Source organism: Gordonia abscondita (genome assembly GCF_032711245.1).
Classification (GTDB): domain Bacteria; phylum Actinomycetota; class Actinomycetes; order Mycobacteriales; family Mycobacteriaceae; genus Gordonia.
On the sequence record NZ_CP128986.1, the window covers coordinates 2122542 to 2137225 of the forward strand.

The 14684-nt window shown below is 67.7% G+C and carries 13 protein-coding genes and 1 pseudogene; 6 read left to right on the plus strand and 8 right to left on the minus strand.

The window, feature by feature from the left end:
• Positions 1 to 46: 46 nt before the first annotated feature.
• Both MP11Mi_RS10015 and MP11Mi_RS10020 read left to right on the plus strand, forming a co-directional pair.
• Positions 47 to 2677: a sacsin N-terminal ATP-binding-like domain-containing protein gene (locus tag MP11Mi_RS10015; RefSeq protein WP_420038788.1), complete on the plus strand. Its 2631-nt coding sequence runs from the start codon at positions 47 to 49 to the stop codon at positions 2675 to 2677.
• Positions 2678 to 2818: 141 nt separating this feature from the next.
• Positions 2819 to 3415 (plus strand): phosphatase PAP2 family protein, encoded by a 597-nt coding sequence (locus MP11Mi_RS10020; protein ID WP_420038789.1) that lies wholly within the window; start codon positions 2819 to 2821, stop codon positions 3413 to 3415.
• On the opposite strand, the gene MP11Mi_RS10025 is transcribed toward MP11Mi_RS10020, so the two are convergent.
• Complete coding sequence (locus MP11Mi_RS10025; RefSeq protein WP_420038790.1) at positions 3397 to 3645, minus strand: DUF2530 domain-containing protein; 249 nt, start codon at positions 3643 to 3645, stop codon at positions 3397 to 3399. The two genes, MP11Mi_RS10020 and MP11Mi_RS10025, sit on opposite strands and share 19 nt — an antisense overlap.
• Positions 3646 to 3721: 76 nt before the next feature.
• On the opposite strand from MP11Mi_RS10025, the gene MP11Mi_RS10030 reads away from it, so the two are divergent.
• Complete coding sequence (locus MP11Mi_RS10030) at positions 3722 to 5179, plus strand: NCS2 family permease (RefSeq protein ID WP_420038791.1); 1458 nt, start codon at positions 3722 to 3724, stop codon at positions 5177 to 5179.
• 52 nt (positions 5180 to 5231) lie between these two features.
• Here the strand turns inward: MP11Mi_RS10030 and MP11Mi_RS10035 are convergent, their stop codons facing one another.
• The gene (locus MP11Mi_RS10035; RefSeq protein ID WP_420042065.1) at positions 5232 to 6434 is read right to left on the minus strand and encodes a GNAT family N-acetyltransferase; all 1203 of its coding nucleotides are present in this window, start codon (positions 6432 to 6434) and stop codon (positions 5232 to 5234) included.
• 64 nt (positions 6435 to 6498) lie between these two features.
• On the opposite strand from MP11Mi_RS10035, the gene MP11Mi_RS10040 reads away from it, so the two are divergent.
• Complete coding sequence (locus MP11Mi_RS10040; RefSeq protein WP_420042066.1) at positions 6499 to 7368, plus strand: TrmH family RNA methyltransferase; 870 nt, start codon at positions 6499 to 6501, stop codon at positions 7366 to 7368.
• A gap of 23 nt (positions 7369 to 7391) precedes the next feature.
• Here MP11Mi_RS10040 and MP11Mi_RS10045 read toward each other — a convergent pair whose 3' ends face one another.
• The 5 genes from MP11Mi_RS10045 to yczE form a co-directional block, all read right to left on the minus strand.
• A complete protein-coding gene (locus MP11Mi_RS10045) occupies positions 7392 to 8264 on the minus strand; it encodes a DUF6928 family protein (RefSeq protein WP_420038792.1) in 873 nt (290 codons plus the stop codon).
• Positions 8265 to 9131: a septation protein SepH gene (sepH, locus tag MP11Mi_RS10050; protein ID WP_420038794.1), complete on the minus strand. Its 867-nt coding sequence runs from the start codon at positions 9129 to 9131 to the stop codon at positions 8265 to 8267. It abuts the gene before it with no gap.
• A gap of 131 nt (positions 9132 to 9262) precedes the next feature.
• Positions 9263 to 10414: a phosphoserine transaminase gene (gene serC, locus MP11Mi_RS10055; RefSeq protein ID WP_420038795.1), complete on the minus strand. Its 1152-nt coding sequence runs from the start codon at positions 10412 to 10414 to the stop codon at positions 9263 to 9265.
• Positions 10415 to 10609: 195 nt separating this feature from the next.
• Positions 10610 to 10975: a DUF6054 family protein gene (locus tag MP11Mi_RS10060; RefSeq protein ID WP_420038796.1), complete on the minus strand. Its 366-nt coding sequence runs from the start codon at positions 10973 to 10975 to the stop codon at positions 10610 to 10612.
• A 21-nt stretch (positions 10976 to 10996) separates the two neighbouring features.
• Entirely contained in the window at positions 10997 to 11653 is a 657-nt protein-coding gene (gene yczE, locus MP11Mi_RS10065; protein WP_420038797.1) for a membrane protein YczE, read from the minus strand.
• A 60-nt stretch (positions 11654 to 11713) separates the two neighbouring features.
• On the opposite strand from yczE, the pseudogene MP11Mi_RS10070 reads away from it, so the two are divergent.
• Positions 11714 to 11944, plus strand: a pseudogene (locus tag MP11Mi_RS10070) (GntR family transcriptional regulator); the annotation flags it as partial.
• A gap of 125 nt (positions 11945 to 12069) precedes the next feature.
• Positions 12070 to 13203 carry an aminotransferase-like domain-containing protein gene (locus tag MP11Mi_RS10075; RefSeq protein ID WP_420038798.1) on the plus strand — a complete coding sequence of 378 codons (1134 nt, stop codon included), beginning with the start codon at positions 12070 to 12072 and terminating at the stop codon, positions 13201 to 13203.
• Between the two features lie 13 nt (positions 13204 to 13216).
• Here the strand turns inward: MP11Mi_RS10075 and MP11Mi_RS10080 are convergent, their stop codons facing one another.
• Positions 13217 to 14653 carry a carotenoid oxygenase family protein gene (locus MP11Mi_RS10080; protein ID WP_420038799.1) on the minus strand — a complete coding sequence of 479 codons (1437 nt, stop codon included), beginning with the start codon at positions 14651 to 14653 and terminating at the stop codon, positions 13217 to 13219.
• Positions 14654 to 14684: the final 31 nt, after the last annotated feature.

Sequence of the window (14684 nt, forward strand, 5' to 3'; positions counted from 1 at the left end):
CCTGCGCGCGGCGACCCTGCAGACGTGGCGGTCGTCGCATACTCGGATGGCCGAGGATGCGGCGGCCGAACGTGAACTGTCCGACATCGGCTATCGCGGACGTCTCCTGACTGAACTGGCCGCCAACGCCGCGGACGCCGCCGTCGAGGGGGACGGGTGCCTGTCGATCGCGTGTGACGGCACCATCCTCCGCTTCGCGAACACCGGTGTTCCGCTGACCCGTGACGGTGTGGAATCGCTTACCGCGCTGCGGGTCTCGCCGAAGGCGTCACTGGGTGGCCAGACCGTCGGCCATTTCGGGGTCGGCTTCCGGTCGACGGCGTTCGCCGATCGTGTGACGGTCGCGTCGACCAGCGGGTCCATCGAGTTCGACAGGCAGCGCAGCGCCGCGGAGATCGGTTCGGACGACGTCCCCGCGCAACGTCTCGCCTGGCCGTCCGACGCGGTGCCGCCGACGGGATTCACCACACAGGTGGCGGTCGACGCCGGGTCTGCCGCGGCAGCCCTGTACGCCGGATTTGCCGAGCAGGTGCCGGATCTGCTGCTCGAACTTCCCGCGTTGCGTCGGATCGACGTCGGCGAAGAATCATTCGAACGACGGACGGACGGTGACCGCGTCGACATCGTTCGGAACGGTGAGACTCTCGCCCGATGGCTCGTCGCACGCGCCGGATCGACCAGTTGGATGGTCCCGACCCGAGCGCACGGGGCCGGTGGCATTGTCCCGCTCGACGACGACGTCCTGCGCAGCCCCACAGCGACCGCCGTCCACCTTTCGCTACCGGCACGCGTCATCACGAACCTGCCGCTGACGCCGGATCGCCGTGACGTGCACCCCGACGCCGACGTCGCGTCGGCGGCCGCCGGCTACACGGACCTCGTCGCGCTGGCGCCGACCGATCAAAAGCATCACCTGATCCCGCGGCCGACGCTGCCCGCGGGACGGACCGCCGCACGTCTGCACGAGCAGATCCTCGCCGACCTGCGAGTCGCGCGGTGGGCGCCGACAGTCGGCGGGGACGCTCTCGCGCCCGAACGGGTGTGGGTGCTGCCCGGGCTGCCCGACGGGCTCGGATCCGTCCTCGCGGACGTCCTCGACCCGCTCGCGCATCCCGACCTCTCCCATCCGGCGGGTGCGGCCGCCCTCGTCCGGTCCGGGGCTCGGCAGATCGGGCTCGCCGACCTCGCCGACGAACTGTCCGCAGTGGACCGAGAACCGTCGTGGTGGCGGAGTGTGTACGCCGAACTCGCGGTGCTGGTGCAGACCGGCGACGATGCGGCCGAACTCGGCGCGCTGCCGATCCCGCGCGCGGACGGTCGGACCCATCGAGGCGCGCGCGGCCTGTTCGTGCTCGACGAACTCGTGCACGCGACCGACCGGGTGCAGCCCCCGAACTGGTTGCCTCTCGTGCATCCCGACGCGTACGACCCGCTGCTCGACCGTCTTGGTCTCGAACACTGCGGGGTCGCCGACGCGCTCGCCGATCCAGCGCTGCGCGCGGCGATCGACACCGCGGACTCCCACGACGAACTGTCGGCCGCGGTACTGGACTTGATCGTTCTCGGCGACCTCGACGATGCACCCGGTCTCGGTGCGCTCGAACTGCGCGCCGACGACGGCGACGACTGGCCCGCCGACGAACTGCTGCTACCCGACGCTCCGCTGCGCGCAGTCCTCGTCGCCGACTCCCCGTTCGGCAGCCTCGATCAATCGGTCGTCGACCGTTACGGGCCGAAGGCATTGCGCGCGTTGGGTGTCGGCTGGGGGTTCGCGGTCGTCCACGACGATCTGGCGACCGGACCCGACCACGATCTGCCAGACGAAGAACAGTGGTGGGAAACCCACGAGGTGCCGCCGGAGACCGTCGACGCCGTCCGCGACCTCGACTTGGTCGACCCGAACCGATGGCGTGACGCGCTAGCCCTGCTCGCCGACGACGCGACCGCTCCGTTGCTTGCGGCCGGCTACACGCGCTGGTGGCTGCGCCGCTACGCGGAGATCGACGCGACCCCGTTACGGAACCTGCGGTCCGTCGACGACACCCGGTTCGCCGGACTCTTCGACACCGCCGACGACGTGCCGGCCGCCGCATCGGCGCTGTTGGTCGGCGGGATCGACGAGACATGCGGACCGGACGACACCGACGACGCGCAGTCGTGGCTCGACCGACTCGGCGACCCCGACCGCACGGTGGCGCCCGGGGTCGCGGCCCGCGCGCACGCCGCCCTGGTAGCCGCCGTCGGATCGGGTCGCGTCGACGTCGCCGCCCTGGACCCGATCGACCGGGCGCGGACTCTCGCGGGCACGGTGACCGACACCCCGATCATCGTCGACCGCCCGTGGTGGGCGAGCGGCGTGCCCGCCGACCGGGCTGTCCTGTCCGGGCCGACCGTCGACGCCGCCGACGCCGCGGTCCTCGCCGAGATCCTCGACGCGGACCTCGCATCGCACGTGTGCCGCGGTGGTCCGGTCGGCGACGGCGTGGTCGCCGACGCCGACTCCGCCGAGATCGTCGCGCTGGCCGCCACCACGGGCCGAATCCTGACCGGGCGCGTCGTCGTGCACCGCCCGCTCACAGTGGCGGTGGTCGTAGAGGGCGATCAGGACGAGCATCGCTTCGACGTGCCGCACTGGGTGGACGGCGCGGGTACCGTGCACGTGAGCGTCGGGCGCTGACCGGACTCGGTACGGTTGACGCCACACGACTAGCCGCCCCGAAGACGTGCCCCCACAGAAGAGGTTGAGACATGCCGGTTGAGGCCGAGACTTACCCCGACGACTGGGCGCGCTCGCTCGCGAAGTAGGGGTTTGAGGACGATGAAACCGTTCGGTGTCGACAACACGGTGACCGACTGGGTCGTCTCGCACCGAGGCGAGCCGTGGACGTCACTCATGCAGTTCGTCACCGTGTGGGGCGACACTCTCACCTTGACGCTCGTCGTGATCGGCGTCGCCGTCCTCGCCTGGATGGCAGGCCGCATCGACTTCGCGGCCATGATCGTCGCCGGATCACTGTCCGCGTGGGCGTTGATGGCGCTGCTGAAAGTGATCTTCGCCCGCGACAGACCGCCGGTGAACGACCGGCTCATCGAAGTCGGCGGCTATTCGTTCCCGTCTGGACACGCGATGCTCAGCCTCGTCGTCTACGGACTGGCGGTGATCATCGCGCACCGGTCGTATCCGCGAGTCCGCGAACGCGCCGGGTGGCTGATCGTCGGCCCAATCCTGGTGGCGCTCATCGCCTTCAGTCGCGTCTACCTGGGCGTGCACTGGCTGAGCGACGTCCTGTTCGGATGGTTGTTCGGGGCAGTGTGGGTGACGTTGTGTGTGGCAGTGCACGTGCAGTCCTCGCGCCGCAGACAGGCTGCGCGCGCCGCGCGCCGGACCGGGAAAGCTCAGTCGAGCCCTTCTTGAGCGCCGCGTGAGCCACGTCGTACGGCAGCCTTCTGCACGAGCACCAGAATCGTCCCCGCCACGCCGACCAAAAGGCCCACCCAGCACACCGTCAACGTGTGGTCGCCGCCCAGATCGGCGGCCCACACGACGATCGTCGCGACCAACCAGGCGAGCATTCCGACCACGATCACCGGTTCCGGAGCGCGGAGTCGGGCGGGGAGCTCCGGGATCGGTGTCTCATCGGTCATGAGTTCAGGGTAGCTTTTCTCCCGTGGTGTGCTGACTGTGCATCGCGGCGAGCGTCCATGTGCGAAGGGTGAACCGATGACCGATACCGCGGGGAAGACGACCGGCGTGTTGGACCGCTACTTCAAGATCTCCGAACGAGGGTCGACGCTCTCGCGCGAGGTACGCGGCGGACTCGTCACCTTCTTCGCGATGGCGTACATCGTGGTGCTGAATCCGATCATCATCGCCGGAAACGCGGCCACCGACACCAACGTCGACGCCTTCGGGCACGCGCTGAACCCCAATCAGGTGACCGCGGTGACAGCTCTCGTCGCAGGCATCATGTCGGTCCTGTTCGGCGTCATCGCGAACTTCCCATTCGCGTTCGCCGCAGGCCTGGGTATCAACAGTCTTCTCGCGGTGACGATCGCACCGCAGATGAGTTGGCCCGCCGCGATGGGCCTGGTGGTGCTCGACGGCATCGTCATCGTGATCCTCGGTCTCACCGGGGTACGGACCGCGGTGTTCAACGCGGTCCCCAATGAGCTGAAGGCGGCGATCGCCGCCGGTATCGGTGCGTTCATCGCGCTCGTCGGCCTCTCCAACGCGGGCTTCGTCACCCACGGCGCCGAGAATGGTCCGCCCGTTCAACTCGGCACCGACGGCTCGATCGCGACCGTCCCGACCTTGTTGTTCTGCATCGGTGTCCTCGTGATGGGCGTGCTCGTCGTACGAAAGGTGCCCGGCGGTCTACTGCTCGGCATTGTGATCATGACGATCGTGTCGATCATCGTCGAAGCCATCCTCGACCTGGACTCCGGCGACAAGGGCGGTTGGGCGATGAACGTGCCCGGTCTGCCGAACGGCGTCGGCGGTCTGCCCGACCTGTCGCTGGTCGGCGACGTCGATCTGTTCGGCGCATTCACCGGAGCGTTCGAGCACGTCAGCATCCTGATCGCATGCGTGTTCCTGTTCACTCTCGTGCTGTCGAACTTCTTCGACGCGATGGGCACGATGACCGGTCTCGGCAAGGAGGCCGGACTCACCGACAAGGACGGCAACCTGCCGGGCATCGGTAAGGCGCTGGCAGTCGAAGGTGTCGGCGCGGTCGTCGGCGGCGCCGCGTCGTCGTCGTCGAACACGGTTTTCGTCGAATCGTCGTCGGGTATCGCCGAAGGCGCTCGCACCGGCCTCGCGAACGTGGTGAGCGGCGTGTTGTTCCTGGCGGCGATGTTCTTCACTCCGCTGTACACGATCGTTCCGATGGAGGCCGTCGCACCGGCGCTCATCGTCGTCGGCGCGCTGATGATGGGGCAGGTCCGTGAGATCGACTTCGGCCGTTTCGACTACGCGCTGCCCGCGTTCCTGACCATCGTCGTCATGCCGTTCACCTACTCGATCGCCAACGGCATCGGTGTCGGCTTCATCGCCTGGGTGGTGCTGCAGACCGCGCGCGGCGACATCAAGAAGGTCCACCCACTCCTCTGGGTCGTCGCCGCCCTCTTCATCGTCTATTTCGCCCGCGGCCCCATCGAGACTTTGATCAACTCGTAGCTCCCGCTCCGGAACGGACCGAGGTTCGCGGTTCTGCGCGGGCAGACCGGGTCTAGAAGAAGGTGCCGGCGAACGGGGCGTGTTCGACGTCGAACATGCGAGCCAGGAGGGTGAGAGAGTCGGCGGAGTCGATGTCGATCCGTCCGGCTTCGGCGAATCCGCGTGCGGCGGAGCCGCCGAGATAGAGGCTCGACAGCACAGAGATGTCCATACTCGCGTTTGGTTCGTCGTCGGTGCGTGAGACCTCGGCGGAACCGTCAACGACGTTCAGCCGGTAGCGGCCCGCCCGGTCGGAGTAGGCGTCGGCGACTTCGATGACGAGCGTTCCGTCCTCGGAGTACGTGCGCAGCGACAACGCGTCGACGACGTCAAGGATCGACACCCACAGCGTGTCCGGACGCGCCTGAAGCGATACCGCGCGTGCATCGGTCAGCAGGTGGGGGAGCGAATCGTCGACCGGGATCGACGCATTGACCGACGAGATCAGATCGAGGCTCGTCAGCACGCGCCACAGGTCGTCGTGCGCCTGCGACGTCACGGCGACCAGGTCGTCGACGAGGGCGGTCCGATCGCGGGCATCGATCCGATACGCGGCGTATCCGTCCGGGTGCAACAAGTAGTGCAGTCCGGACGTCTGCGAGTTCCGGCGGAAGCTTCGGTCCGCCAGCAACGACGGCCACCAGGCGTCCGGACGTCCGATCGCCCCGCCGCGGGCCGCCGCCCACCGCGCGTGGACGGCGGGCACATGTGTCTCGACCTCTTCCGGCGTGCCGTAGCGGACGCGCGAGTCGTCGGGGGCCGGCGTTCGGAAGGTCGCCGCCGACGGGGCGACACTGACCCGGTGCTCGAACGCGGCGGGACCGAAACCGAACCGTTCGTAGATCGTGCCTTCGGTCGCGGTCAGAAGCGCCAGCGGATGTCCGTTGGCGCGCCAGTCGGCGAACTGGCCGTCGACCATCCGGCGCAGCAGCCCGCGCCTGCGGTGTGTCGCCGACACGGAGACCCACGACAGGCCTGCGGTCGACGCGACCGCGCCGCCGGGGAGGGTCAACGGCAGGTCGTAGTACAGCGAGAAGGCGACGATCGTTGACGACCCCTCGACAGTCCCGGTGTCGCGGATCAGATAGGTCGCCTCATCGGGGACCTTGGCGCGGAACTCGGTGATCTCGTCGCGGGGCAGCGGGCTCGGCAGGGCGAACGCGCGAGCGTCCAGGTCGATGATCTCGGGCCAATCGGCGTCGCTCGCGTGCGTCATCGTCAGGTTGTCCACGGTGTCCACTCTGCCATTTTGGGTCTGGCGGCTCGGGTGTGCCACCGTATTGCAGGTGAGCCAGCGCCTAACCGTCGAGGTCATCGACATCACCGATCCCGCCGATGCGAGGGTCGACGACTTCCGTGATCTCAACTCTGTCGACCGTCGCCCCGACTTGCCCGCGTTGCCCGGCGGCAGCGTCGGCAAGGCTTTGGTGATCGCGGAAGGCGTCCTCGTCGTCCAGCGGATGATCGCATCGCGGTTCCCGCCGCACGCGCTGTTCGGGGTGGACCGCCGTCTCGCAGAACTGTCGGGCGACCTCGTGGAAGACAGCGGCGTTGAAGACAGCGGCGTTGAAGGCAGCGTGCCCTTCTACCGTGCGTCGAAGGACGTGATGGCCGAAGTGATCGGATTCCACCTCAACCGCGGCGTGCTCTCGGCCGCGCGGCGCCCGGAGCCGTTGACCGTGCCGTCGGTGATCTCCTCGGCGCGGACCATCGCGGTTCTGGAGGGCGTCAACGACCACGAGAACATCGGTAGCGTCTTCCGCAATGCCGCGGGTCTCGGCGTCGACGCCGTGATCTTCGGGCCCGGCTGTGCCGACCCGCTGTATCGGCGCTGCGTCCGCGTCTCGATGGGGCATGCGTTGCTCGTACCGTTCGCCAAGTCGGACGACTGGCCCGGCGACTTGGAGACGTTGCGCGGCAAAGGCTTCCAAACGATCGCCCTGACCCCGGGGGAAGGGAGTGTGCCGTTGCGGGATGCCGTGCAGAGTGAGAAGTTGGCGTTCCTCGTCGGCGCCGAGGGCCCGGGGCTAAAAGAGCACACGATGCGCTCCTGCGACGTTCGCGCGCATATCCCGATGAGCCGAGGCACCGACTCCCTCAACGTCGCGACGGCCGCCGCGGTCGCGTTCTACGAAGCGCTGAGCCGCTAGCCGAACGTGCGGGGCCCGCCCAGTTACAGGCGCCCGCGGAAACCGAAGAACCGGGAGATCGGGCCGGGCGCCTTCGACACTGGATCTGGTCCAGGCGGCGTGGTGACGGCGAGCGGCGTCGTCACCTCCGAATCAGTGACTTCCGTCGAGGCCCCGTCGATCGCCCCGGTGGCACCGCCGGTCTCGCTGGTGACCTCGCCGAGTTCCTCGGGAACCGGCACGGTTGCCGGCTGCACCTGTGACGCGGCGGTCGCCTCCGCGCCCTCGGACAGGATCCGGTACGAGAACACCGGGATGCCCGTGAGTACGGTGTCGCCGTCGGCCGTCGGCGGAGTGAACCGGAAGCCCAGCCACTGACGGTTCGCCTCCTCCGCGAGCTCCGCCGGATGGAACGGCAGATCGAGCGGGTCGGCTTCGGCGCCAGGCAGATACTGCAGCGGACGCTCACCAGCCCAAAACGGACTCTCGAATGGAAACGGGACGCCGTGATCGGCGTGAATAGTGTCGGGCGACGCCGCGAACGCACGCTGCAGCCGACCATCCTCCCACCGTGCGAACACGCCGGTATTGGTCGTCGGGTCCAACGACAACAGCAGGACCGTCCACCCCGGTTCCAGACCAGTCACGAACGTAGTCATCTCGTCGGGCGACACCGTCGCCAACGATCGGCCCGCCAATACCGCGACATCGCCGAAGTGCGCGGCGAACACCACGTCGTCGTCGGCATCAGTCAGCGTCGACAGATCCGTGATGGCAGTAGCGGACGGGACGTCGTCGACGTAGGCGCGACGCATCAGGTCGTCGGTTCGGTCCGGGTCTGCGACGGACCCGCGCCGAAGCTGTTCGGCGGGGTCCGGGCAAGCGACGAACCACAGTGTGGTGGTGTTGGCGAACAATTACTCTCCGGGGTGACTACGGACGCCCAACAAGACGTCCTCCCAGGCGGGGACGGTCGGCGTCGCGCGCTTTCCGCTGCGATGCCGGGGACCCTGCCCTTGTTGTTGTTCCCGGCCGCTCCGCTCTGCGGACGGGTCGTCCTCGAACTCCAGTTCCAGTGGAGACGATTGCTGTTCGATGATCTGGTCTGCATTCATCGTGACCTGCTCGTGGCCGTCGGGCAGGACCTCGTGCTGTGGCGGCTCGGGCGTCTGACGCACCACGGACATCACCGAACGGCGGGATGCGCGGGCAAGCTCGGGTTCGGTCAGTTCCACCGCGAGATCGTCCAGCGGTTCGGTGCTCCCGCCGTGCGATCCGGGAGTGAACCGCCAATGCGCAAACTCTTCGCGGCCGTTGCTGGTCCAACCGATCTGGACCACCCACCGGCCGTCTTCGGGGCGCCACGCGTCCCATGCCGCATCAGCCGAGGTGTTGCCCCGCAGCGCGAGACACTCGGAGACGAGTTCGCCGAGCGTATTCAAGCTCGGGCCATCGATGCCCGCCGGATGCGATGCGCGAGCCAACTCGGCGGCGCGAACGCGTTCCAGGAGAACAGGATGGGCGAATCGGTAGATCTTCTCCGGGCGTTCCCCGGTGACGTCGGCGAGTTCATCGACCGTCGCGCCTGCCCGGACACGAGCTTGGATCTCGCGGGGGCTCAACGTGACTTCCGGTGCGGTCGGAACCTCTGGTGGCGGGACCGCCGGTGCCACGGCGTCGCGCAACACGTCATCGACCGTCAGCGCGAACTGGTCGCCGGAATCAGCGTCCACACAGATGACCGCCCCGTCCGGATCGACGCGCAGCGCCTTCAACTTTCGCACTCGATCGATCCTCCTCTGCGTCCTGACGTACGCGGATACACCCCCAGCGTAAGTCACCGCCCGATGAGACGAGTGATGGACACGCGGAGTTCTCCGCGTGTCCATCGTCTAACGGGGCAGTCGGTGCGAGATCAGAGCTTGCCGACCACGTAGTCGATGCACTCGGTCAGCTTCTGGACGTCCGCCGGATCGATCGCCGGGAACATGCCGATGCGCAGCTGGTTGCGGCCGAGCTTGCGGTATGGCTCGGTGTCGACCACACCGTTGGCGCGCAACGTCTTCGCGACGGCTGCCGCGTCGACCGAGTCGGCGAAGTCGATGGTTCCGACCACCTGACTGCGGTGCGCTTCGTCGGCGAACGGCGACGCATACTCGCTGGCCTGTGCCCACGAGTAGAGGATGCTGCTCGACTCGGCGGTGCGGCCGGTGCAGAAGTTGAGGCCGCCGTTGGTGTTCATCCATTCGATCTGGTTGGCGAACAGCAGCAGCGAGCCGAGCGCAGGCGTGTTGTACGTCTGGTTCTTGGCGCTGTTGTCGACAGCGGTCGGCAGCGACAGGAACTCCGGGCACCAGCGGCCCGAGGCGTTGATCTCCTCGACGCGGGCGAGCGCCGCCGGGCTCATGATGGCGACCCAGAGGCCGCCGTCGGACGCGAACGACTTCTGCGGCGCGAAGTAGTAGACGTCGGTCTGCGAGATGTCGACGGGTAGGCCGCCCGCGCCCGACGTGGCGTCGATGGCGACCAGAGCGTCGCCCGCGGCCTCGGGGCGGAGAACCGGGACGGCCACACCGGTCGACGTCTCGTTTTGCGCCCAGCCGATCACGTCGACGGCGGGTCCGTCGCCGCCCGCGACGTCGGCCGCGGTGATCGCGGCCGGATCGGGCGCGGTGCCGGGGTCGGTCGAGATGACCTTCGGGTCGGCCAGGAAGGGGGCCTTCTTGGTGACGGTGGCGAACTTCGACGAGAACTCGCCGTAGGTCAGGTTCAGGACGCGTTCACGGACGAGTCCGAATGCCGCAGCGTCCCAGAACGCGGTGGTTCCGCCGTTCGAGAGCACAACCTCGTAACCGTCGGGCAGTGCGAAGAGGTCGGTCAGCCCGCTGCGGATGGCGCCGACGACGTTCTTGACGGGCGCCTGGCGGTGGCTGGTGCCGAACACCGATGCACCGGTGTCGACCAGCGACTGCAACTGCTCAGGACGGACCTTCGAGGGTCCGCAGCCGAAACGGCCGTCGGTGGGAAGGAGGTCGGCGGGGATGTTGATCGCGGCGTTCTCGGTCATGGTGAGCATCGTAGAACGTCGGGTCGTCCCGAACCGATTCGGTTCGATGAGCATCCGGCAGTCGCGGTATGAACAGAACAGATCGGTCCGCTGCACGACGAGCGTGGCATTACTCTCGCGTATATGGACACTCGATCCGAAAATCGGGTGATCTCGACCGCTGACGTGAGACTTCTGCCCCGTGGTTAGAACTTTTCACGGCTCGACGTCGGGTGATGCCTGTGCGAGAGGTTCGACGGTGGCGGTGAGCGTCTCCAGGAACGACTCCTCACCCCAGGTGTTGACCTTCCACATCATCGCTTGGCTGCCGCCCGCGGTGATCGCCGAGACGAAGATCCTCGGCCCGACGCCGACGATCGTCAGATTCAAGGCGACTCGGTTGCCACCGAACGTGCTGTACCGCTCGTAGACGCGGACGGCGCACCGCACATCGGTCCCGGTCGGTTCGATGTTCGATCCGTCCTCGTACGACGCGGACATACTGGCGTCCATCACGCCGCGATGGACGAGGTCGACGACGGAGTCGAAGTCGCCCCGGAAGGTCCGCTCATATTTCGCCATGCATGCAGTCTGCCGGTCGGTTCAGGCTCGGTCGGTGATTCGATCGGGTCTGACGGCGTGTCCCGATACTGCGGCCGTCATGTGTAGTAGGCGCGCGAACAGTTGGATGAGTGGGCCCACGCCGACCGCGTAGAGGACTGTGCCGATCCCGAGGGTGCCGCCGAGCGCGAAGCCGACCGCGACCACCGACACTTCCAGGACGGTGCGAACCACGCGGACGGGCCGTCCGGTACGGGCGACAAGTCCGGTCATCAAACCGTCGCGCGGTCCGGGGCCGAGGCGGGCACCGATGTAGAGGACCGTCGCGAACGCGTTGACGACGATGCCGCCGACCATCATCGGCACGGCGAGCTCCCAACGCGGCGCATTCGGCAGGTGCGGTGCGACGACGTCGAAGACGAGTCCGATCACAATCACGTTGGAGACCGTTCCCAGGCCCGGCACCTGACGCAGCGGGATCCAGGCGAGCAGCGTAGCCGCCCCGACGATGATCGAGACGACGCCGATCGACAGGTGGACATGTTCGGCGACGCCCTGATGGAGAACGTCCCACGGGATGTTGCCCAGCCCGGCGCGCAGCACCATCGCCATCGACGCGCCGTACAAGGCGAGGCCGACATACAGGCTGACGAGGCGGCCGGCGAGGCGACTGGGTATCTCGGACGCTGCTGAGCTCATACGACAATGATCCCGGCTACTGGACTTGGAATCTATAGCCAGTTGGGAGACACTGGCATTATGACGGCCACGACGAACGGAGCGACTTCGACTCTGGCTCCGACCGGAGCGATCGGTGCTCACGCCCTGGCCCGGCGTCTTGGTTCGTGGCGGCCGGCCGGACCGCGTCCGACATACGCGGCACTCGCCGACGCGCTCCGCGTCCTGTTGCTCGATGGCCGAGTCTCGGTCGGTACCGCGATCCCGAGCGAGCGCGGTCTCGCCGATGCGCTGGACGTCAGCCGGACCACCGTCGCAGGCGCGTACGCAGCCCTGCGCGACACCGGTCACCTGCAGTCGCGGCAGGGAGCGCGCAGCATCCTGGTCCTGCCCGTCGACGTGCCTGCCGAACCGTTCGACAACGGGTCGAAGCCGACATGTTCAGGCTCAATATTGCGGCGCCGTCCGCACCCGACCAAGTGGTGCACGACGCCTACCGATACGCGCTCGACTGCGCGCCCGCATACCTGGCGGGCGCAGGCGTCTATCCGAACGGTCTGCGAGTCCTCACCGAGGCCGTCGCACGCCGTTACACCGCACGCGGACTACCGACCCGGCCCGAACAGATCCTGGTGACGGCAGGCGCTCAACACGCGCTGCGCGTCGTACTCGACACTCTGGTCGCGCCGGGGGAGCGGGTCGTCGTCGAACAACCGACGTATTCGGGGACGTTGCAGGCGCTCGCTCGGCACCGGGCCCGCGTCGTCGCGTTGCCGTTGGACGTCGAGCACGGTTGGGATCTCGACCATCTGGAGTCGATCATCCGGTTGCAGCGGCCGGCGTTGGTCTGCATGATTCCTGACTTCCAGAATCCGACCGGACTGCTACTCGACGTCGACGGCCGTACCCGGCTCGGTGAACTGTCGGCGCGCTACGGAGTCCCGATCGTGATCGACGAGACGGTCGTCGAACTCGGACTCGACTGCGATGCTCCGCCGCCGGTCGCTGCGTTTGCGCCCGCCCGCGCGCGGATCATCACCCTCGGGTCGTCGAGTAAGACGGTGTGGAGCGGTCTGCGCATCGGCTGGATACGCACCGATGCTCCGCCGGACCCGTTCGCCGTCGCCCGGTACGACCTCGACATCAGCGGGGCCGTCATGGACCAACTCGCGGTCGCCTACGCGCTGGACAATCTCGACAGTTTCCTACCCGCACGCCTGGCCACGCTCCGCGAGCAACGAACCGTCGCACTCACCGCGCTCGGCGACGCGCTGCCCGACGCCGTCGCGGTCCCTGGCGTCGGAGGGCTGTGCCTGTGGGTCCGGCTCCCGCGGCCGATCGCGACGGCGACCGCTGCCGCCGCGGCCGGCCTGAGCGTACGGCTAACTCCGGGAAGTGGATTCGCTCCCGGTGGGGGTCTGGAGAACTACCTTCGAATCCCGTACACGCTGCCCGCCGACGACCTGCGGCACGGCGTTGACCTGGTCGGTCGGGCGTACCGGCAGGCGGCTGGGTCTGGCGCGGCGTCCCAGGGCGCCGAGCCCGGCCTGCCCGGTCGGATGGTGGTCTGACGCTGTCCCTGCCTCACTGGCGGTCGATGGCGGCTCGGAACGCTCCGTGGAACGTCATCGGGATGTGGTGGTCGAGTGCCACCGTGGCCACCGGCCCGTCGTTCGGACGATCAGCGCGCAGCACGAGCAGCGCCGACGATGCCTCGGCGGGGCGGTGCTCGACCGTCAGTAACCATCCCTTGCCTTCGGTCACCTCGGTCGGATCGGCGACAAACAACGGTTCGCAGACGGTGTTCTCGTCGCTCGATCGGTAGCGATTAGCGCGCCCGGTGGAATGGTCGATCGTGGTGATCGAATCCGGGTTCCCGCCAGTCTGAGACGCCTGCGCGAGATAAGTGAAGCGGTGCTCGGCGGCGGTCCGCCGCTGGTCGATCTGCGGAAACTCCCCGCCGAGATCGCTGAGCGGCTCGCGTACGACGGTGCGGGCGGCCCGATTGATCGTGAGCCTGGTGAGGGTCCCGCCGAACGCCGGGCCGGGATGGTTGCGAAAGTCGCGCAGGTGCGCATTCCACTCCGACCAGCCGCCGTCCGCATCGTGGACGACGAGCTCGACAATCGTATCTGTCGCCGTGTCGTACGCGTTGGTGACGTGGAAGTGGAACAGTGGGTCGTATTCGATGGTGGTGGCGGCACCGCCGTCGCGCGGCACGAGGACGATCGATGTGCCGAGGTCAGGTTCGTAGGAGAGAGCGTCGTCGAACGGTCGGAGGCCGAGCACCACCGGGATCGGCCGCTTCACGACGAGTGGCCCGAGCACGAAGACCAGGTGCCGCTCGGTGAGCGCGAAGTCGTGGACGAAGCCGAGCTTGGGGATCGGCACCGTCGCGACGCCGTCGAGCTTCCCACCCGTGGTGAGGCGATAGCAGCGGATCATCGGCCGCGGGAAGACGTCGAGGCCGAAGTTGAACACCTCGCCGGTTCGCGGGTCTGCCTTCGGATGGGCGGAGAACGCGCCGAGGCGTTTGAGGGCACCGCCGAACGACTCGACGCCGAGGGTGGCGAGGGACTCGAGGTCCAGGCGGTGCGGACGGCCACCCTCCCACAGGGCGTACAGCGAGTCGTCGTGGACGAGCACATTGGTGTTCGCCATGTTCTCCGGGAACCGCAGTGCATTGGCGAGCGCGCCGCCGATGCGCTGGGTGCTGAATCCCTTCGGCGGCATCGATGTGCTGTTTGATCGCGCGAACGCTTTGGTGCGCACGTACCGGTTTCGGAAGTGCACCCCGTCCGGGCCGATATCGAACTTCGAGACCATGCCGTCGCCGTCGAAGATGTGTCCGACCGGGTGACTCCCGACCTCGAATCGGCCTGGGCCGATCCGATACAGCGCGCCGCGCAACCCTTCCGGGATCTCGCCGTCGACGAGGTCGGCGTGGTAGTCGAACTCGTCGGGCTGTGAGTCCCAGGGGGACGTGCCGGTGTCTGGTGCCGAATACTCTGAGACATTCATGCCGAAAAGTGTCTCACTGATGAGGCATTCA

What these genes read in the sequence shown, in the direction of transcription:
- MP11Mi_RS10060 (WP_420038796.1), bottom strand. Translation starts at nt 10,975, where the DNA reads ATGGCGAAATATGAGCGGACCTTCCGGGGCGACTTCGACTCCGTCGTC.
- MP11Mi_RS10080 (WP_420038799.1), bottom strand. Translation starts at nt 14,653, where the DNA reads ATGAATGTCTCAGAGTATTCGGCACCAGACACCGGCACGTCCCCCTGG.
- MP11Mi_RS10020 (WP_420038789.1), top strand. Translation starts at nt 2,819, where the DNA reads ATGAAACCGTTCGGTGTCGACAACACGGTGACCGACTGGGTCGTCTCG.
- MP11Mi_RS10075 (WP_420038798.1), top strand. Translation starts at nt 12,070, where the DNA reads ATGTTCAGGCTCAATATTGCGGCGCCGTCCGCACCCGACCAAGTGGTG.
- MP11Mi_RS10035 (WP_420042065.1), bottom strand. Translation starts at nt 6,434, where the DNA reads ATGACGCACGCGAGCGACGCCGATTGGCCCGAGATCATCGACCTGGAC.
- MP11Mi_RS10025 (WP_420038790.1), bottom strand. Translation starts at nt 3,645, where the DNA reads ATGACCGATGAGACACCGATCCCGGAGCTCCCCGCCCGACTCCGCGCT.
- MP11Mi_RS10030 (WP_420038791.1), top strand. Translation starts at nt 3,722, where the DNA reads ATGACCGATACCGCGGGGAAGACGACCGGCGTGTTGGACCGCTACTTC.
- serC (WP_420038795.1), bottom strand. Translation starts at nt 10,414, where the DNA reads ATGACCGAGAACGCCGCGATCAACATCCCCGCCGACCTCCTTCCCACC.
- yczE (WP_420038797.1), bottom strand. Translation starts at nt 11,653, where the DNA reads ATGAGCTCAGCAGCGTCCGAGATACCCAGTCGCCTCGCCGGCCGCCTC.
- MP11Mi_RS10015 (WP_420038788.1), top strand. Translation starts at nt 47, where the DNA reads ATGGCCGAGGATGCGGCGGCCGAACGTGAACTGTCCGACATCGGCTAT.